The organism is Sphingomonas sp. FW306-05-A (assembly GCF_058782275.1).
Genome location: NZ_JBYSXN010000001.1, coordinates 1,713,776 through 1,733,621 on the forward strand (window position 1 = coordinate 1,713,776; position 19,846 = coordinate 1,733,621).

A 19,846-nucleotide genomic window follows, 5' to 3' on the forward strand; every position below is an offset into this window, starting at 1 on the left:
TGGTGACGACTGCGGTTTGGCGAATAACTGCTGTCCGGCGACAACCCAAAGCGGCCATGCCGTTTTTCACCCAGACCCGGACATTCCTGAAAATCCGTTTCAGCAAAACGACCGAATGCTGCGCTGATCTTTGGTTCTGACGTTTGCCCGGATCAATTAACTGGAGAGTTTACCCTTCCTGTCAATATGTTGCGAACGGTTGAATAGCAGAGTGCGGAAGCACGGTACGCTAGACGTGGGTCTTCGCGGCAACGGCAAATTCGCCAACCGTGCGAACGGGGGATCTTGCGTGAAGAAAGTTCTGATGTCCGGTGCGGCGCTCTACGTGGTCGCTGTTTTCCCTGCTCAAGCGCAGGATTCCATCTTCGGAAAGCTGTTGAAGCAGGTTTCGCGCGCAACCGGGCCAACGACCGCCGGCACAGCCGCTCAGCCTCTTCTGCGCCCGTCCGCAACGGTTCAGCCCACGGCGGAGCAGACGGCCAGCCTTCGCGCGGCGTTACTCGTCAAGCAACCGAATACCCAGATTGCGCAAGATGTCCGGGACGCCAATGCGCTGATCGAGCGTTTGGCGCAGACAGGGGCCTGCGCGGTCAACAACAATGCATGGAATGCATTCAACCGCGAATCCGTCAGTCCGACAAACTGGAACAATGCCTACGGTTACGTTCCCCGCGACGGCGATCAATATCATGATGGCAGGTATTGCCTGGATGTGATCCGTATCACGGATTATGCGAAGCCCGCAGCCAATGCGCTTAGCTTCAAAGTCTATTTTATTTCGCCCCAGTCGCAGCGAGCAACCCATCAGACGTTCGAACTGCTTCGGTCGACCGAGGGGCCCTGGCTCGTAAAGTCCATCGGTTATTCACATTGAGCCACGCCGCGGTCACCGCTCAACTGGTGGCCGCGGCGCGGATCGCGCTTGCTCACAAGACACCGTTCAACCGGTCCGGCTCGCCTTGAAACGCGCCGGCTATTCCGTACCGGCGCGATCCGCGCCGGTTGCAGCGAGTCCGATCATGGGATTTCATGACACTGCACGACCTGCTGGTTGCCGGTTCCTTCACACCCCTGGAGCGTGACAGACCATGAGCATCATTCCCCTCATCGCGCTGCTCGCGAGTGCGACCGCGACCGTCCCGCAGCATAGCGTCGATCCCGGGCTTGGTACCGGCACCGGAGGCCTTTGCGTGCTGACGCCGCGGCAGCAGGTAGCGTTCGACGCGTTGTTCAGAACCACGGGCCCCGCCCGCAGCAGGATCACGACCGTCCGTCGCCGCCTGTCCGCCAACAGCATCGAAACGCTAAAGCGGGCGGACTTTGCGGCTGCACTGCAATGGAATGGCCTGCCCCTGATCGCCGCCCAGCAGGTCGATGTAGCCAATGCCGAGAGCGAGGGGATGCACACACGCTCCCTAGTGTTCCGACTCCCGCTGCGATCCTTGCAGGCTGCGCTTGGCAGGATCGGCCTTAGCGTCCCCGTCGCGCCTCAATATGCGCGTATCGAAATGGAACCGTTTGCGGGCGCGGCGAGGATCGCACGACGCCGGGGCGGCTCCGCGCTGACCTGCGCGTGGGATTTGTAAGAGTGTCCAGCCACGGGGCGCCAGACGCGACGGGGTAATCGCTCTGGTCATCCCGTGATCCGGGCGCTGGTGGCCTTCTGTCGCGAAGGACCACCAATACCCGAACGATCAGGGAAGGTCGGACGTCCGAACGACGACTGTCTTGGGATGCACAGCCATCAGCGACCAGATCAGTGCTGCAACCCATCCCAGCACCGACCAGCCCAACAGGATGTTCAGCGCAATGATGGGGATCTTGTTGTGATGGTTTCGCACCAGCGCGATGATGGCTGGGACGAAGTACAGGCATAGTACAATGATCACAAACGTCGTCATAACGCACTCCTTCAAAGGGATATATTTCCCGGACTCGATGACAGAGCTATGGCATCAGTATCGGATTGACCACCCCGTAAGCGCGCTGGTGGACCGTTGGTTGACATCCTGCATCAGACCGAACCGGAATTGCGAACGGGGACCGCCTTTCGCAAAGCCAGCGGTCAGTTGCACCCGCCGCTCACCCGCAAGACTTGCGTTGCTCGTCGAATATACGAGTGATCTCGAAGCAAGGTCGTAGGCAGAAGCGTATGTGAGCCGTGCGGCACCGGATTCGATCGTCAGCGGTTGCGCGATCCCGAAGCTCACCAGACCACCAAAGGCCTGACCAATTGCCTGGAACCCGACCCGCGACCCGAGGATCGGCGTCGATCCCGTAACCAGGGACAGCGCATCGACCTTGAGCCGGGTAATACCGAGTGACCCATAGCCTTCGAGCGTCCAACCTTCCGCCACGGCGAAGGACCGATGCGCTTCGGCCATCGCAGTCCGCGCACCCGTCCCCAGGCGCAACGCGCCCATCCCCGTCGCCATGCCCATCACCGTGCCGCTCTCATCGATATAGGAGAACCGCAGGTCGGTGTCGTGGATCAGCCAGCCGATCGTCACCGCCTGTGCGCGACTGATCCCCTGCCTGCCGCTAGACACCGTGACGCCGATCTTGCCGTCCGGCAGGTAGCGATCGATCCCCATACTGGTATCGGCCTGCGGAACATATGCCAGCACGCCATCGGCAAAGGGGGCGAGACCCATGACATCGGACTGGAGGGAATCCGCAGCGTTCCACGCGGCATGAACGCCGACCCCCTGCCCGACGTAGCCAAAGCTGCCTGCGGTGGGTTGGGTTCGCACCTGGTCGTCGGCCGGACCGAACCGCTGCGAGACGAAGCCCATGCTGCTAGTGAAGCCGCCGAACGACAGCTCGGAATGCTGGTTCATCTGGCGCACCCGCCGGTCGATCGTGCCCCGGTTTCGCACTTCGGGTCGAACGACCAGCCCCGCGACCGATCCCTGATAATCGCGTCCGAACGCGTCCAGGACGGTGACGTTGGAAAGCGCGGTCTGGATGGCACCGGCACCCATGGCGCTTGGCACGCCCATGACCGAGCTTTGCACGCTGGTCTGCGACGCACCGTTCGACAGCGTCGGGCTGATGGGTGCCAGCGCTGCGGCAAAGTCCACGAGCCCCATCCCGTAGATATCGTCCGGCCCCGGAGCGCCAAGATCCTTGGTCGTGCTCAGGATGACATTACCGGCTTGCTGGCCGGTGAGTTGCGGCCATTTCGACAGAATATCCGCAGCGAGGGCCGCCACAACCGGTGCCGCCGAACTGGTGCCAGAAAAGACGCCGATCGTGCCATCGACCAACGTCGTGACGTTGGAGCCGACCGCGACGACATAGCGATCTTTCATGATCCCTGCCCTGTTCGAATAGGCTTCAATCTCATAAACTTGCAAAGCGGGGCTGAGCGCGCCCACGAAGAGGATGGCGTTACGGTTGGTCGCGTCGATCCACTGCGCATTATAAGGGTTGGGCGAGCCGTCGTTCCCTGCCGAATTCACCAGAAGCCCGTCGGTAGCACCGAGCTTTGCAACGGCCGCCGACCATTGGGCCGAACCGCCGACCAGCGAGCTGCTCACGACTTTCAGCCTCATGTCCGCCGCATAGCTGATTGCTTCGACGGAATGGCTCAGGATCTCGGTTTTTGTGTCTGCGTTCCAGTCGGACACCCGCAGAACGGCAAGCGTGGCATTTGGCGCATAGCCAACCGTACCCCGTCCATTCACACCAGCCCCGAGAATGTTGGCAACGGGGGTTCCATGATCCGAATGCTCGTCACCCAGAACGTCGCGCTTGGTTCTCACGCCCCCGCTTTCGATAAAGCCGAAGTCCTTCGAGAGACTACTGATACGGCCGTCCAGCTCGCCATTCACGTTGACGACGCCGTCATCGACGACCCCGACGGTTACCCCCTGCCCCGTGTATGCATGATCAAGCGCATAGAGCGCGTTCATGAATTCGTTCGCACCGTAATTGCGGCGGAACTCGGCTGTATCGTTTGCCGACCGGATCGGCTGACGGCTGGACGGGGTGATCACATAGCCGTCCGGTGGCGAAACTGGATTTGAATAGATGGGTGTGGGCGTTGGCGTTGGCGTCGGCGACGGCGTCGGCGTGGGATTTGGAACCGGCGTCGGTGCGGGTGTGGGCGTGGGCGTGGGCGTGGGCGCTGGGGTTGGCGCAGGAGTTGGGGTTGGGGTCGGGGTCGGCGAGGGACTCGGAACCGGCGTCGGTGCCGGTGTGGGAGCAGGCGTCGGCGTCGGGGTTGGTGCTACCGGTGCAGGTGTCGACGATATTGGTCCCGTGCCAGGCGCGGCAACGGGTGGCGCTACGCTGCCCCCTGAAGCAACGCCGCCACCAGCGCCGCCACATGCTGACAGACCGACCAAGGCAAACACGCTTGTCGATGAAATCAGGATCTTCTTCAGCATGTTTGCCCCCGCAAGCTTTCGCGTGGGCGAACAACTCGGTAGCTGTTCTGCCCGGCCCACCCCGGAAGCAGCGCCGAGTTATCTTTAAAGTATTGATGATTTGTTATAATTCACGACGAGGCTCGGCGTTGCCGCCTCCTCGGAATGGTGTGTCGGCGGATCTGGAATCCCTGATTAAGCAGTGCCTGCGCAATTTGAGGTGGTTTCTGCAGTCATCCTCCACACCCCTAACGGCCGGGCCCTCGATCTACGCCGCAATCCGTTTCCCCCAAGGGTGGATCAGCCGGGGCGGCGCGTTGGAACGCGGCGCCCGCCGCTTGCCGGCCCTTGTCCGGACTGCCTGACACGCCCGACCGGGGATTTGGCGATCCTGGCATGCGCCGCTGCGACAGGTTTCGTCGGGAGCAAGTGGCCGCTCGCGCGTTATGGCCCTGCCCCTCGGGGTCTGTTCATTTCCACGGAAGACCAATTCATGTCCACCTCGCCTGCCAGCCCCGTCCTGCAACCCGTCACGATCGGTGACTTGCAACTGCAAAACCGCATCGTCATGGCGCCGCTCACACGCAGCCGCTCCGATGATGCGGGCATTCCCCCCGCCTTTGCCGCCGACTATTATGCGCAGCGCGCGGATGCCGGCCTGATCATCACCGAGGCCACGAACATTTCGGCGCAGGCGCGCGGCTATGCGATGACACCCGGGATCTGGTCGGATGCGCAGGTTGCGGCGTGGCGTCCGATCGTCGACGCGGTGCATCGCCGCGGCGGCGTGATCTTCCTGCAACTCTGGCATACGGGCCGCATTTCGCACCCCGATCTGCATGACGGCGCGCTGCCGGTGGCACCGTCCGCGATCGCCGCGGAAGGACAGGCCTTCACCAACGACGGCCTCAAGGACTTCGTCACCCCGCGCGCGCTCGAAACCGACGAGATTCCCGGCATCGTCGAGGACTATCGGCGTGCCGCCGAACAGGCGAAGGCCGCCGGGTTCGACGGGGTGGAGGTACACGCCGCGAACAATTACCTGCTCGAGCAGTTCATCCGGGACAGCACCAACCAGCGCACGGACGACTATGGCGGCTCGATCGAGAACCGCCTGCGCTTCCCGCTCGAGGTGGTCCGTGCGGTGGTCGACATCTGGGGCGCCAAGCGCGTCGGCATCCGCATCTCGCCGGCGACGACCGAACCCGGCAAGACACCGCTCGACAGTCAGGTCGGTCGTACCTTCGACACGTTCGTAAATGCGCTGTCCGAGCTCGGGCTGCTCTATATCCACGATATCGAGGGCGTCACCCAGCAGACGCGGGACGTACCGGACGGGGTTGACTTCAAGGCGCTGCGCAAGCGTTTCTCGGGCGCCTACATCGCGAACAATCAGTACACGCTGGACCTCGCCGAGAAGATGCTGGCGGAGGGCAATGCCGACCTGTTCAGCTTCGGTCGTCCCTTCCTCGCCAATCCCGATCTGGTCGACCGGCTGCGGACCGGCGCACCGCTTGCCGAGGCGCCCAAGGAATATTGGTATGGCGGTGGCTCGGTCGGCTATTCGGACTGGCCCGGCATGCATGGGAAGATCGACCTCGCCTGACCCGGCATGACGCACGGCGGAATATGACGCCGGGGACGTGGGCAAGGCGACGTTGCCTTTGCTCACGTCCCACCGATCGCGTCAGGGCGCGACCTGCCTGACCGGGCGGATCAGGATTTCCTCCACCAGCACGCGGGGCGGCTGCGCGAACGCATAGACGAGCGCTTGGGCGACGTCCTCCGAGGTCAGTGCGTCGAGGCTCTCGCGCCGCTCGCGCATGGCCTCGCTGACGTTCTGGCCGAACTCGGTCCATACCGCGCCGGGTTCGATTACCGAGACGCGGATACCCTCCCCGCCCAGTTCCTTGCGCAGCGCGTCGTGAAAGCCGACCACCGCGAACTTGGTAGCACTGTAGACCGACCAGGACTCCGTCCCGTAGCGCCCACCGACGCTCGACACCGACGAAATCATCGCGCCCGCCCGGCCCCGCATCAGCGGGATCGCCGCGTGGGTGCAGTGGAGCACGCCGTACAGATTGACGTCGATCATCCGCTTCCAGTCTGCCGGATCGCTGGCATCGAACCGCGCGTTGACGCCGAGACCGGCATTGTTGAACAGCAGGTCGAGCCCGCCGAACCGCCGTTCGACCGTGGCGAACAGTGCAGCCACCGCTGTGGCATCGGCGACGTCGGCGACCAGCGCGAGCGCCGCATCACCGAGCTCGGCAGCCAGCGCATCGATCCGCTCGCGCCGCCGCGCCACCAGCACCACGCGAACGCCTTCCGCGGCGAGCAGGCGCGCCGTCGCTTCGCCGATGCCGCTCGACGCTCCGGTAATCACTGCGACCTTGCCCGTCAGATCCTGCATCTTCATCGCCAACCGTCCTTTGCTGTGTTCAGGCGCAGGGGAACGCGCCGCGTCACGCAACGAGCCATGTTGGTCAGATATCGTACCAACGGGGTTGCCTGTGAACGCAGCCGGGATCCATGCGTTGGACACCATGCTTCGATTGGCGAAGCATGATTTCATTCCCCTTGCTGCAGGACCCCGACATGGCAGAACCGTTCCTAATTGCCGTGCCGGACGACCGGCTCGCCACCATCCGCGCCAAGGTTGCAGCATTCGACTGGGGCATGATGCCGGACGCCGGCGACTGGCGGTCGGGCGTCGGGTTGGCCGACCTGAAGCGGCTCGTCGACCACTGGCTGACGCGGTACGACTGGCGTGCGCAGGAACGACGGCTCAACACCCTGCCACAGTTCACCACCATGGTTGAGGGCCAGCGCCTCCACTTCATCCACGCACGCGGCGACGGTTCCCGCCCCCCGCTGCTGCTGCTTCATGGTTGGCCGGGGTCGTTCCTGGAATTCAAGACACTGATCGCGCCGCTCGTCGCCGACGGGCATGACGTCGTCATCCCCTCGCTCCCGGGCTATGCCTTTTCGGGGCGGCCGCTGTCGCCGATCGGACCGCGGCAGACGGCAGACCTCCTGCACGGGCTGATGGTCGATCTGTTCGGGCCGGCGCGCTATCTCATCCAAGGCGGGGACTGGGGTGCCGCGATCGGCGGGTGGATGGCGTATCAGCATCCCGAAGCGGTCGCCGGGCTCCATCTGAACATGGTGCTGCTACAGGCCGAGGACGCGGTGCCCACGCGGCCCGAGGAACGCGACTGGGCCGCGCGGCGTGCCGATCTCGCCAAGCAGGAAACGGGATATTCGCTGGAGCAGAGCACCCGCCCGCAAACGCTCGGCGTGGCGATGTCGGACAGCCCCGTCGGCATCGCCGCGTGGATCCTTGAGAAGTTCGGTGCCTGGGCCGACGTGCCGCGCGACGCGCATGGCCGTCCCGCGCTGTGGCAAGTGTTCGACGAGGACCTGCTGCTCACCAACATCATGTTGTATCTGGTCGAGGGATCGTTCGTGACCTCGACCTGGATGTATCGCGGTCGCATGCTCGAGGATTCGGGTAAGTTCCCCGCCGGGACGCGGATCACCGTGCCGACGGGGGTTGCGGCGTTCCCCGACCCCGTCTTCCCCGCGCCGCCACGCTCGCAGGCGCAGAAAACATACAACATCGTCCAGTGGACCGAGATGGCCGCCGGCGGCCACTTCGCGGCGTTAGAGCAACCCCAGCTGTTGCTCGCGGACATGCGCCGTTTCTTTGCCTCCAAGGCGGTATCGCGCGATCCTGCGAAGCGCTCGATTGCGCTACGCTCGGCGGGCGTGATCGCTGCTGCCCTCGCCGCCGCGGCGGTCTACACCCGCGCAACCACCAGCCGGATCGAACGCGACGTGCCCGCGGACGGCAAGTTCATCGACGTGGCCGGCGCCCGGATCCATTATGTCGATCGCGGGACTGGGCCGACGATCGTGATGCTTCACGGGTTGGGCGCCCAACTCCGCAACTTCTCCTACGGCGTCGCGGATGCACTGGCGGACACGTATCGCGTCGTGCTGGTCGACCGCCCCGGGTCCGGCTATTCGGTGCCGACCGGGGAGCAGCCCGGTATCCTCGGCCAGTCGGCGGTGGTCGCGGCGTTCATCGAACAGCTGGCGCTGGATCATCCGCCACTGCTTGTCGGCCACTCCTTGGCGGGGGCCGTTGCGCTGGGGGTTGCCACGCACCATCCGGGTTCGGTCGCGGGACTGGCGTTGCTGGCACCGATGACGCAGCCACCGCAAGCAATGCCCGCTACGGTTGCAAGCGCGATCGAGAACCACGGCACCACGCGCGCACTGTTCGCCAACATGCTTGGGACGGTGATCAGCCGCGCGGCCTTTGGCGTGCGCTGGAGCAAGATCTTTGCGCCGGATCCGGTCCCGGCCGATTTTGCGACGCGCGGTGGTGGCGCGCTCGGCGATCGCCCGGTCGCGGTCAATGCGGCAATGGTCGAACTGGCGAGCGCCGATAGCGACCTTGCTGCAATCGGGAGCCGCTTTGCCGACCTGACGATACCCGTTGCGCTGCTCTACGGCCGTAACGATCAGGTAATCGCCCCTGCGATCGACGGCGATCGCGCCGTGGCGGCGATACCGGGGGCGACGATTCACATGACCGACGGCGGGCACATGCTTCCCGTTGCCCACCCCGAGGCCAGCGCTGCGTTCATACGTGTCTGGGCCGAACGCGTTCTGGGCGCGCGCTAGGCGCGCTATCGCGGCGGCTTCGAGAGGGTACCAAGGGACGACGACTACGTACCGGTTCTCGGGAGTGCTTGGGGTCGTGGCGCAGCAGTGCCGCCACACCCCCTCGCGGGTCAGAACTTCGCGATGAGCGTCACACCGGCGACCATCAGCACCGCCCCGGTCGCCCGCCACGGGTTCATCGCGTGCTGCGCCACCCCGAACAGCGCGAAGTGATCGATCGCGAGACTTGCGATCAGGTTCGCTGAGATCGTGACGCCGTTGACCGGCCCTGCCCCCAGCTTCTGGATCAACAACAGTCCCGCGAATACCGCGACCGCGCCGGCAACCCCACCAAGCGGCGCCCACCACGGCATACCGGCAAGGTCACCTGCCGAGGGCAGCGGCCTGGGCATGCAGACGAACAATGCGGTTGCGACGAACAGCACGATCAGGAACGAGACCGCCGTCGCAAGCCACGGATTGACCAGCGATTTGTTGAGCGTGCCGTTAATGGCGGCGCCGACCGCCTGCAGGATGCCTGCCACCGCAATGAAGGGGAAAAACCAGGCCGAACCCATTTTACGTCTCCTTGATCAACCGGCTGTGGGACCGTCCCTCACCAATCCGCCCCATTCCGGTTGGGGCCCCGCTGCGCACCGTCTATGCACCGTTCCGGCCAGGCACCGATCGCGTGGACGTTGCGTCCCAAGGCGACCGGCGCGGTGCGCTTGGGCGTTGCCTCGGGACCGCGTACGAGCACTTCGATGACATCTGCGCTGCCGCCCGCAGTAACGCGCAGTTGGTGTAGCCCGTCTTCCACGTCAGGAAGCGTCGCAGTCCACATTTCCGCCACGTCCGCGACGCGTACCATCGCGATCTCTGGTCCGTCATCCAGACATACGGTGGCCCGCGCTGTCCCGCCAAAGATCCTTGCGCGGACCGTGAAGCCGCCTTGCGGCACTTGCCGGTCGCAGGCGGGATCGGTGATCAGGCGGCGATCGGCGGGTGTAGTGATCTGGACCAGCGGCCAGACGGCATCGATCGCCTGGAAGCGCCAGCTCGGGACGCCATCGTCGATCGTGACGACCGAGAAGCCTGGCGCGCCTTCCTCGCTCTGGCCGATCGATCGCGTCGCGCCGTAGATCACGCGCCCGTCGTTCAGCAATTCATTGTAATGGGTGTGGCCGGTGTCCACGAAAACAACGCGATGCGCGGCGAACACCCCGGCAACGCCGTCCGGATCGTCGCGCAGATCGCCGGGATAGGCGTGCATGAACACCACGCTGCGCTCGCCTGCCGCACCGGCCATATCCAGCTCGCGTTCGATCCAGCGGCGTTGGGCGGGGTCGATGCGGGAGTCGGGACCGCCCTTCCCGGCCGACACGATATCGAGGAAAAGGCAGCGATAGCCACGGATGTGCGCCGCATAAGGCGCGTCGCGGGTGGTGATCGCACGCATCGCATCGAGGTTGCCGGGTTCGAAGTCGTGGTCCCCCGCCAGCAAGTGCCACGACCGCCCGAGCCGGGACATCGCATTGGAAATGCCGCGATATTGCGCTTCCGTGCCGTGGTTGGCATTGTCGCCCGGCAACAGCGCGAAGTCGACCGCGTCCCCAAGGTGCTGCTCGGCCAGACCAACCAGGGTCTCGAAGCGATGCAATCCCTCCAGGCCATCCGCCTCGTCCACATGCAGGTCGCCAAAGTGAACCCAGCTCAGGCAGGCCGTCATATCGTGATCCTTCCAGCGCCAGACCAGCAGGAATCGGTTGATCGGCGCGATCGTTCCATGACATTTCTGCCATGTTTCCGCCCTGAACCAGCGCGTTCAGCGCGTGTTTAAGCAGGATCGTGCAGCCCCTCGCGGCGCAGCGCGGGCTGGTAGGGTCCAGGAAGCCTCGGCAGCCCCGGTTCCGCAGACATCCGACCGAACGCGGCTTCACCCATAGGCCGCGGTCGCTGCTCAGGCTGGGATCGCCGCTGCAATCGCGAGCGCGTCTGCGCCCGCGGTGATGCCCCGACGAGCCCCGCCATTCTCTCGTTCGGTGCCCAGGTCAGCGCGCGACCGGTGCGCTCATCGAGAAAGGCGCGTTCGCCTTGGCGCTGCCCCAGCGCGTGTTGGGGGTCGGCCCCATCACGAAGCGCAGCGTCCCGCCCGCCTGAAGCGCCGCGCGCGACAGCCACGGCTTGTCATGCGGCTTGCCGTTCAGCGTCACCGACTGGATGTAGACGTTCTTCGGCCCGTTGTTGGGGGCCTCGATCGTCAGCACCTTGCCGCCTGGCATGGTCAGGCGGACCGACCGGAACAGCGGGCTGCCGATCGCATATTGGCCGACCGTCGGGGTCACCGGATAAAAGCCCATCGCGGAGAAGACGTACCAGGCCGACGTCTGACCATTGTCTTCGTCGCCCGGATAGCCGTCGGGCGTCGCCGAATAGAGCTTTGCCATCACGTCGCGGACATGGCCTTGCGTCTTCCATGGCTGGCCGGCCCAGTCGTAGAGATAGGTCATGTGCTGGATCGGCTGATTGCCGTGGGCGTATTGCCCCATGTTGACGATCTGCATCTCGCGCGTCTCGTGGATCACCGATCCGTAATAGCTGTTGTCGAACACCGGCGGCAGCGTGAAGATCGAATCCAGCTTGTCGGTGAACTTGCGATCGCCGCCCTGCAGGTCGATCAGCCCCTGCACGTCCTGCATCGCCGAGAAGCTGTAATGCAGCGCGTTTCCTTCGGTGAAGGCATCCCCCCAGGCGTAGGGGTTGAACGGCTGCATCCAGCTGCCGTCCTTGTTGCGGCCACGCATCCATCCGGATTGCGCGTCGTAGAGCTTGCGGTAATTCTGCGCCTGCGCGGCGTATTTTTTGGCATCCTCGGTCTTGCCGAGCGCGGCGGCGAGGCGCGACAGCGAGAAGTCGGCGGTGGCATATTCGAGCGTGCGCGCGGCGCTCTCGTTGATGCCGACATCATAGGGCACATAGCCGAGCTTGTTATACCATTCGACGCCTTCGCGACCGACCGCGGTGACAACCGCCCCCTTCTTGTCCTTCGGTCGCCCTTCCGAGGTGGTCGCGTTCTTGACCATCGCCTCGTACAGCGTCTCGATGTCGAACCCGCGTACGCCTTCCAGATAGGCGTCCGCGATGATGTTGGCGGAGTTGGACCCGATCATCACGTCGCGCTGTCCCGGGCTCATCCATTCGGGAAGCCAGCCGCCTTCCTTATAGGCGTTGGCCAGCCCCTGCATGATTTGACCGTCGAGTTCGGGCCGGACGAGCGCGAAATACGGGAAGACCGCGCGCCACGTGTCCCAGAAGCCATTGTCGGTATACATCGGCCCGTCGTGGACCTTGCCGTCATACGGGCTGTAATGGACCATCGTGCCGCGCGCATCGATCTCGTGGAACTGCCGCGGGAACAGCAGCATTCGGTACATCGCCGAATAGAAGGTGCGCTTGTTGTCGAGATCGGGATCGCTCACCCGGATGATCCCGAGCTCCTTCTCCCACGCGGCCTTCGCCTTGGCCTCGGTGGCCGCAAAGCTGTCGCGACCGATCTCGCTGTCGAGATTGCGCTGCGCCTGTTCTGCGCTGATGAAGGACGAGGCGACCTTGACGCCGACCTGTTCCCCGTCGCGCGTCTTGAAGCTGACCACCGCGCCGACATGGCCGCCCTCGCGCGTGGTGTCCGCGCCGATCTGCCAATTGTCGTCCCAGGTGCGGCTGACGCTGAAGTCGTGGTCGAACTGCGCGACAAAGTAATTGTGGAAGTTGTCGGGCACGCCGCCGTGGTTGTTGCGGACATAGCCGGTGATCCGCCGGTTTGCCGCGTCGATCTTGACCATCGACCCGCCCGCCAGCCCGTCGAGCAGGATGTGCGCGTCGTCGCTCTTGGGGAAGGTGAAGCGGAATTGCGCGGCGCGGTTGGTCGGCGTCACTTCGGCGGTGACGTCATAATCCGCCAGATAAACCTTGTAATTGTACGGGTGGCTCGTCTCTGCCTTGTGGCTGTACCAGCTCGCGCGCTCGTCTTCCTTGATCTTGAGCGGGCCGGTTTCCGCGAACAGCGAGAAAGCCGCATAGTCGTTCATCCACGGGCTCGGCTGGTGCGTCTGCTTCAATCCGTTGATCTTGAAATCATGGTACATATAGCCCCAGCCGCTGCCGGGCTTGCCGGTCACCGGGGTCCAGAAGTTCATCCCCCACGGCACCGCGACCGCGGGATAGGTGTTGCCGTAGGACAGTTCGTGGGTGGAATCGGTGCCCATCAGCGGGTTGACCAGATCGACCAGCGATTCCGCGGCTTCTCCCCGCTGTCGCGCCATCGCGGGCGCAGCGAGCAGCGGCGCTGGCAGACCGAGGCTGGTGACGGCGAGCAGCGCAAGGCTACGCCCGGCGGTTGCTGCAAGAAGGGTCTTCACGTCAGGTCTCCCGGAGAATGCAGTTCGCGGCGGACGGATGCGGCGGACGGCGTCCGCCATCCGGTCATTTCCGCCGTGCGATCGGACGCAGGGGTGCGCCGCTGTTGGTGAGCACGACCGGCTTGATAGAGCCGTCCGCGGCAAAGGTCATGCGATCGATCGCGATCTGGCGATGCTCGCCCTTGTCGTCGCCGAGCGGGCGGCGGTGGTAGACGATGTACCATTCGTCGGTGCCGGGCACGTTGACCACTGAATGATGCCCTGCCCCGCGTGCGATCCGCGCATCTTCCGCGAGGATCGTGCCCTTGGGGGTGAACGGCCCGGTCGGGCTCTTTCCCGTGGCATAGGCGACGCGATAGTCCGATCCGGTCCACGCGCCCTCGGACCACATCAGATAATAGACGCCCTTGCGCTTGATGACGAACGAGCCCTCGACATAGCCCGGCGGGGTGATGTCCTTGTAGGTCGTGCCGTCCGCAAAGGGCCGAACGCTGCGCAGGTCGTCGCTCAGGCGGACGACGTTGCACTGTTTCCAGCCGCCGTAATAGAGGTACACCTGTCCGTCGTCGTCGCGGTAGACGAACGGGTCGATCGGCTGTGCCTTGTTGTGGAACGCCCCGATCAGCGGCTTGCCGATCGCATCCTTGAACGGCCCGCCAGGCTTGTCCGCGACCGCTACGCCGATCCCGCCCTGCTGCGCGTCGCTCTGAATGTCGTTCGCGCCGAAGAACAGGTAGTAGCGGCCCTTGTGTTCGATCGCGGAGGGCGCCCACACCGCATAGCCCGCCCACGCCACGTCGGCGACGTCGAGCACATGGCTGTGCTTGGTCCAATGGACCAGATCGGGCGAGGAAAAGGCGTTGAAGAAGGTCTGCTGGAGATAGGACGGCCGCACGGTGTGCTGACGGCGCAGCGTGCGCTGTGCGGGCGTGAAGGAGGGCGAAACGTCGGGCTTTCCCGCGTCGTCGGAATAGGTCGGGTAGATCCAGTAGCGGTCGCCGAACACCCGGATCTCGGGGTCGGCATACCAGCCCGGAACGATCGGATTGCGCGCCGCGACCGGCGTGGCGACCGCCAACACCGCCAGCGCGGTCATTCCCAGCCGGTTCATCGACACATCATCCTTGCTCCCGGACCCGCTTAGCGACCAGTATCACCAGAACGCGCACTACCGATCCTCACAGCGTCCACCCCTCACGGTACTGACGATCCAGGAATTGATTGGCCTCGGGGAGATTGGTGACTTGCCCCGTCTGCCCGTCGTACCGGATCGGCTGGCCGGCGCGCATCGCGACCATGCCGAGCAGCATCGTCTCGTTGAGCGTCACCGCATCTGCAAACGGAGAGGAGGCTTTCGCTTCCCCACGAATGGCCGCGATCCAGTTCATCTCATGTCCGTCGCGGCCACCTGCGATCCGCGGCAATGATTGCGGGATCGCCGCAGCGCGCTCGGCGGCACCGTCGCCAAACACGATGGGCTTCTCGCCGTAGGTTTCGTGCATCAGCATGCCCTTCTCCCCGATGTACAGGACACCGCCGCCAGGGGTCATCGTCACGCCCGTCGGCAAGCCCGGCGGGGTCGGGGGCATCAGCCCGCCGTCATACCAGGTCACGCGAAGCGGCCCGCCCGGCGCATCAGCGAAATCGAAATAGGTCACCCCCGCCAGCGGATAGCTGCCGAGCTCGACCGGCGGCTTGTCGTCCCACAGATCGGTGTCACCGCCCCATATCGAATGCCGGTTTTCGACCGCCGTCGGCACGCCCAGCGAGAGCGCCCAGACCGGAAAATCGAGGAGATGCGCGCCCATGTCGCCGAGCGCACCGACGCCGAACGGCACCCAGCCTCGCCAGTTGAAATGCGCGTAATCGGGGTTGTAGCCCCATCCGACCGTCGCCGGCCCCAGCCAGACGTCCCAGTCGAGGCTCGCCGGCTCCGCGACGGGCGCAGGGCGGGCGATCCCTTGCGGCCAGACCGGGCGATTGGTCCACGCGTGCACCTCGCGCACGCGCCCAATCACATTCCCGCGGATCAGCTCGACCACGCGGCGACCGTCGTCGCTGGAATGGCCCTGATTGCCCATCTGCGTGACCAATTTGGGCTTGGACGCGGCGAGATCCCGCAGCACCCGCCCCTCCCGCACGGTGTAGGTCAATGGCTTCTGGACGTAGACGTGCAGGCCGCGCTCCATCGCCATCTTCGCGGCAACGGCATGATGGTGATCGGGGGTCGCGATCAGCACCGCGTCGATATCGCGCTGTCGATCGAACATGCGCCGATAGTCGTTGTAATGGGTGGCGCGGTCATAGGCAGCGCGCAGCGTGGTCATCGTCGGCTTGGTTGCGCCGGCCTTGGTCACGAAGGCGCTTGCGACATGGTCGAAATCGACGTCGGCGATGGCCACGATGTTCTGGCTGGTGAGCTGGCGCATGTTGTTCGCGCCCATGCCGCCCCCACCGATCACGGCGACGTTCACGCGGTCGCTCGGTTTCAACCGTCGTGCGCCCGCGACCGTCGGAAGAGCGAGTGCCGCTGCGGCGCCCAGCATCGTGCGCCGCGAGATGGTGGTGGGTTTCACATTGCTCTCCTGTTCAGAATTTGCGCGCGACCCGTCATTCGGCCTTCTGCGCCCGCGCCGCCCATTTGGACCAGACCGCCGGTGTCGCGAGCATCTTCATGTACACGCCGCCCACGACGGCGCGCGCCTGGAACCCGATTTGTGCGCCATCGGTCGTTTCATACCAATCACTTAACGGCACCCTGCTGGGCGTTTCAAGCATGTAACGATGCACCGGCGCGATCAGCTGCGCGAACGCCGCAGGATCGTCCGAGAGCGTCGCGCTCCACGTGATCCAGTCCAGCTTCGTATAGGTCTTGCGACTGTCGAGCGGCACGCCGTACTTTTGCTGGTTCTTGAGATAGAAGGCGACTTCCTGGCGCAACAGCGCCTTGGGGAAGACGTTGCGGTCAAGCACCTTGTCCCATGCGAGATTGTACTTCTGGCTCCACGTGCCAGGTCGATCAAAGGCGAGCTTGGTATGGTCACCGTCCTGCGCCATCGCCACCCACTTCACCGCCATTTGCCGTGACAGCGTGCGATAGCGGGCAGCTTCGTCCTTCTTCCCCAGCAGGCGGGCGAGTTCGGCATAGCTGTCCAGCGCGCTGATCGCCTTGATCGACAGGTTGGTGTTGTGCGCCAGATGGCCGGCAAAATCGTCGGTGCTCAGCTGGTTCTCGGGGTCGAGCCCCTTTTCGCGGAGATACGTCGCCCAGCGTTGCAACAGCGGCCAATATTGCGCGGCGAAATCGGCATCGCCCCGGATCTTCGCCAATGCGCCGATCATCAGCAGCATGTTGCCGCTTTCCTCGACCGGCATCTGGTCGTCCTCGGTCCGCTCCCCGCCCCCGTAGACCTGGCCGTTGGCTTGCGGATACGTCCCGATGTCATGCGGGGCGAAGGGAAACCGCCAGCGCGGCATCGACGCATAGTCGAGGATCGGGCGAAGCTGCGCCTCCAGCAGCGTGGGGTTGAACAGCAAGAAGAACGGCGACGTCGGATAGGTGATGTCGACCGTGGCGATGCAGCCGTTGCTGAAATTCTCCTTGGAGAAATACAGCGGGCGGCCATCGATATCGGCGACCAGCTTGTGCGCGGCGAGCGTCTGGCGATAGGCGACGACCGCAATCTCCGCATAGGGGCGACCACCGACCCGCTCCAGATCGGCGGTGAGGTCGCGATCGAACGCCTCGCCCCGCTTGCGTAACGCTGCTTCGTCCGCCTCTGCCTTGAGCAACAGGTCGGCCATCGTCATCCCGTTGCGACGCCAGTAGGCAGGTAGCCGCCGCTTGAAATACTCGATCGCGTCGATGTCGTCATAGGCGAGCATCGCCCGCCGCGTGTCCGCCGCCGCGCCGACATCGCCGAAGTCCGCCAGCATTGCCATCGCGGGACGATCCTGATGCGCAAGGCGCGGCATCGCCATGTCGTCCGCGATTGGCATCTTGCCGGTCTTCAACACCGTGTCCCGCGCCCGCTCGCCGAGCGTCGCGGTGGTGGTCCCGGCCTGGCGCGGCACGGCCAGTTGCGCCCAGCCCCAGTCGATCCGCAGATTGTCGCCGACCTTCTGCAACACCTGCTGCGTGTTCGTGCCGATATGCTGTACGGTCATGTCGCCGACGCGGCTCGTGCCCCAGACGACGCTCTGCTGATCGTTGTCCACCGCCAGTTGCGCGCCGGCGTCGAAGTACAGCTGGACTGCGTGACGGCCACCATCGGTCGCGCGGACCGTCCAGCTCAGATAGGTGACCGGTCGCGACAGCACGTCGAGATCGTCGGGTAGCGCGGGGGTGAAGAACGTCGCGGTCAACCGCACGCCGCCGCCCTCATAGTCATAGGTGGTCCGCGTCGGCGTCAGCGCGCGCGATGTCTGCCGCATCGCGTCACCGGCCCCGCCCCGCCCCATGAAGCGGAGCGCCTTGCCATCGACGCGCAGCCAACCGGTCATCGGCTGGTCCGTCCCCGTCCAGTGCCGGGTCGGTTGCTCGGTCGTCGTGTCTGCGAAGCTCCAGATGCTGAAATAGGGGTCGTGCGCGATCAACGGCGTTGCGGGGGTGCGGGTCGTGACGGGTTCCTGCGCGCCGAGCGGTGGCGCGAACACCGCGCCGCCCAGCAGGGCAACGGTCATCGCACGCAGCGCGATCGACTGGATGGCGGACGTCTTCGGTATGGCGTCCTTCATCAGATCACCGCGCGGAGCAAATGGGGTTTGGTACTTGCCAGATGCACCATCAGTTCGCCGAACAAACCGTTCGCCCATGCAAACCACGGTCGCGTGAATTTGCTCGGGTCGTCCTTGTGGAAGGTTTCGTGGATGAACCCGGTCCCGGCATCGGTGTCGCGGATCACCTTCAAGCATGCGCGAATCTGGGTGTCGTCGTTGCTCGAGAACGCGCGAACGATCGTCGCCATTGGCCAGATCAGGTCGAAGCCTGCATGCGGCCCGCCAAGCCCCTCGCCCGCCTTGCCGCGGACGAACCACGGATTGCGATCGCTCCAAGCAGCCGCCTCGGTCCGCCGCCAAAGCGGATCGTCCGCGGGGGCGCAGCCCAGGAACGACAGGCCCGACAGCGAAAGCTCGCAGCAATCGTCGAGGAAGAGCGCGTTGCCGAAGCCGTCGACTTCGAACGCCCACACTTCGCTTCCGTCCGCCAGCCGCATCCGGCCATGCGCCGCAAGCGCGGCCTCGATCTCGCCGGCGAGCGTTGCCGCTTCCCGGGCAAGGTCTGCGTCACCGCGCGCACCCTGCGCCACTTCGGCCAGTTCGCGTAGGGTCTTGGCGGCAAAGATGTTGGCGGGGATCAAGAAGGGAAGGATCGTGGCATCGTCCGAAGGGCGAAAGCTCGAGTGGATCAGACCGACCTTGCGGGTCGGATTGCCGACGCCCCACAGCTGCGTCTCGGTCGGCTGGATATCGCGACGCTGGAAGCGGTACGGCCCGGCATCGGTCGTGCGTTGCTGCTCGCGGAAGGTGCGGATGATCGCGCGCGCAGACTGCGCCCATTCGGCGGTGAAGGGCGTACGATCGCCGGTCGCCCGCCAATAGCTCGAGGCAAGCCGGAGGACGTAACATAGCGAGTCCACCTCCCATTTCCGCTCCGCCACACCCGGCTTCATCGTCGTCTGGTCATGCGCGGACGACGGCAGGTCGGACCGAGCGGCCGGGTCCTGCAGGAACGCATTCGCATAGGGATCGATCAGCACGCATCGCGCCTGACGCGCGATCAGACCGCGAAACAGCGCGGTCAGCGGCTTGTCGCGCTTCGCCAGATGGAGGAACGGCCTGAGCTGCGCCGAGGAATCGCGCAGCCAGAGACACGGTATGTCCCCGGTAATGACAAAGGCGTCGTCTGCGGTCACCGACAGCACGGTGGTGTCGAGCGTATTCGGGAAGCAATTCTCGAACATCCACGCGAGCTTGGGGTCCGCGATCATCCGTCCGACCCGGCTGATCTCGCGCTCGACCGCGGGACTGTGATATTTCCGATCGGTCGGCTTGGGGCGTTGGGAGACGTACATCGGCTCGGCCGCTGCGGCGGGGTGCACGGCCAGCGCGGCAGTGGCGAACAGCATCGTTCTGCGGTCGATCAGCACGTCAGATCGCCGCCCGACGCGATTGTCCGAAAGAATGCGCGCATATCCCCTCCTCCATTTCGGTCGACGCAAGCCAACCGTATCGTTCGAGGCCGCGCCCGTTGCAGGCTGCGGCCAAAGACCATCCGACGCGACCAGACAGGCAGCATCTGACCACACTCTGTCGCCCCGCTTATGCATCGTCAAGCAATCTTAAACTTACTTGTTTTTTTAATTGCAGCCTCCTGACCCC

Annotated in this window: 14 protein-coding genes; 4 read left to right on the forward strand and 10 right to left on the reverse strand. The window is 64.7% G+C overall.

Features of this window, described 5'->3' with window-relative positions; all coding sequences use genetic code 11:
• Positions 1 to 289 precede the first annotated feature (289 nt).
• Positions 290 to 874, forward strand: a complete 585-nt coding sequence (locus AC3WJR_RS07770) for a hypothetical protein (protein WP_492723657.1) — start codon at positions 290 to 292, stop codon at positions 872 to 874.
• A gap of 214 nt (positions 875 to 1,088) precedes the next feature.
• Positions 1,089 to 1,586 carry a hypothetical protein gene (locus tag AC3WJR_RS07775; protein WP_492723659.1) on the forward strand — a complete coding sequence of 166 codons (498 nt, stop codon included), beginning with the start codon at positions 1,089 to 1,091 and terminating at the stop codon, positions 1,584 to 1,586.
• Positions 1,587 to 1,694: 108 nt separating this feature from the next.
• Here AC3WJR_RS07775 and AC3WJR_RS07780 read toward each other — a convergent pair whose 3' ends face one another.
• The gene (locus AC3WJR_RS07780; protein ID WP_492723661.1) at positions 1,695 to 1,901 is read right to left on the reverse strand and encodes a superinfection immunity protein; all 207 of its coding nucleotides are present in this window, start codon (positions 1,899 to 1,901) and stop codon (positions 1,695 to 1,697) included.
• A 54-nt stretch (positions 1,902 to 1,955) separates the two neighbouring features.
• On the reverse strand, positions 1,956 to 4,001 hold the full coding sequence (locus AC3WJR_RS07785; RefSeq protein ID WP_492723663.1) for a S8 family serine peptidase: 2,046 nt from the start codon (positions 3,999 to 4,001) through the stop codon (positions 1,956 to 1,958).
• Between the two features lie 865 nt (positions 4,002 to 4,866).
• On the opposite strand from AC3WJR_RS07785, the gene AC3WJR_RS07790 reads away from it, so the two are divergent.
• Positions 4,867 to 5,979, forward strand: a complete 1,113-nt coding sequence (locus AC3WJR_RS07790) for an alkene reductase (protein WP_492723665.1) — start codon at positions 4,867 to 4,869, stop codon at positions 5,977 to 5,979.
• Positions 5,980 to 6,060: 81 nt separating this feature from the next.
• Here AC3WJR_RS07790 and AC3WJR_RS07795 read toward each other — a convergent pair whose 3' ends face one another.
• On the reverse strand, positions 6,061 to 6,792 hold the full coding sequence (locus tag AC3WJR_RS07795; RefSeq protein ID WP_492723667.1) for an SDR family oxidoreductase: 732 nt from the start codon (positions 6,790 to 6,792) through the stop codon (positions 6,061 to 6,063).
• Between the two features lie 179 nt (positions 6,793 to 6,971).
• Between AC3WJR_RS07795 and AC3WJR_RS07800 the strand changes: the two genes are divergently transcribed.
• Entirely contained in the window at positions 6,972 to 9,068 is a 2,097-nt protein-coding gene (locus AC3WJR_RS07800) for an alpha/beta fold hydrolase (protein ID WP_492723669.1), read from the forward strand.
• A gap of 110 nt (positions 9,069 to 9,178) precedes the next feature.
• Here the strand turns inward: AC3WJR_RS07800 and AC3WJR_RS07805 are convergent, their stop codons facing one another.
• From AC3WJR_RS07805 to AC3WJR_RS07835, 7 genes are all read right to left on the reverse strand, one after another.
• Positions 9,179 to 9,625, reverse strand: coding sequence for a DMT family transporter (locus AC3WJR_RS07805; RefSeq protein WP_354282438.1), 447 nt, complete (start codon positions 9,623 to 9,625; stop codon positions 9,179 to 9,181).
• Positions 9,626 to 9,663: 38 nt separating this feature from the next.
• Entirely contained in the window at positions 9,664 to 10,776 is a 1,113-nt protein-coding gene (locus tag AC3WJR_RS07810) for a metallophosphoesterase family protein (protein WP_492723672.1), read from the reverse strand.
• A 322-nt stretch (positions 10,777 to 11,098) separates the two neighbouring features.
• Positions 11,099 to 13,465: a GH92 family glycosyl hydrolase gene (locus AC3WJR_RS07815; RefSeq protein WP_492723673.1), complete on the reverse strand. Its 2,367-nt coding sequence runs from the start codon at positions 13,463 to 13,465 to the stop codon at positions 11,099 to 11,101.
• Positions 13,466 to 13,529: 64 nt separating this feature from the next.
• Positions 13,530 to 14,576, reverse strand: coding sequence for a glycoside hydrolase family 43 protein (locus AC3WJR_RS07820; protein WP_492723674.1), 1,047 nt, complete (start codon positions 14,574 to 14,576; stop codon positions 13,530 to 13,532).
• A 67-nt stretch (positions 14,577 to 14,643) separates the two neighbouring features.
• The gene (locus tag AC3WJR_RS07825) at positions 14,644 to 16,041 is read right to left on the reverse strand and encodes a Gfo/Idh/MocA family protein (protein WP_492723675.1); all 1,398 of its coding nucleotides are present in this window, start codon (positions 16,039 to 16,041) and stop codon (positions 14,644 to 14,646) included.
• Between the two features lie 34 nt (positions 16,042 to 16,075).
• A complete protein-coding gene (locus AC3WJR_RS07830) occupies positions 16,076 to 18,202 on the reverse strand; it encodes a glutaminase family protein (protein WP_492723677.1) in 2,127 nt (708 codons plus the stop codon).
• Entirely contained in the window at positions 18,202 to 19,611 is a 1,410-nt protein-coding gene (locus AC3WJR_RS07835) for a glycoside hydrolase family 125 protein (protein WP_492724226.1), read from the reverse strand. Before AC3WJR_RS07835 ends, AC3WJR_RS07830 begins: the two co-directional genes overlap by 1 nt.
• Between the last annotated feature and the right edge of the window lie 235 nt (positions 19,612 to 19,846).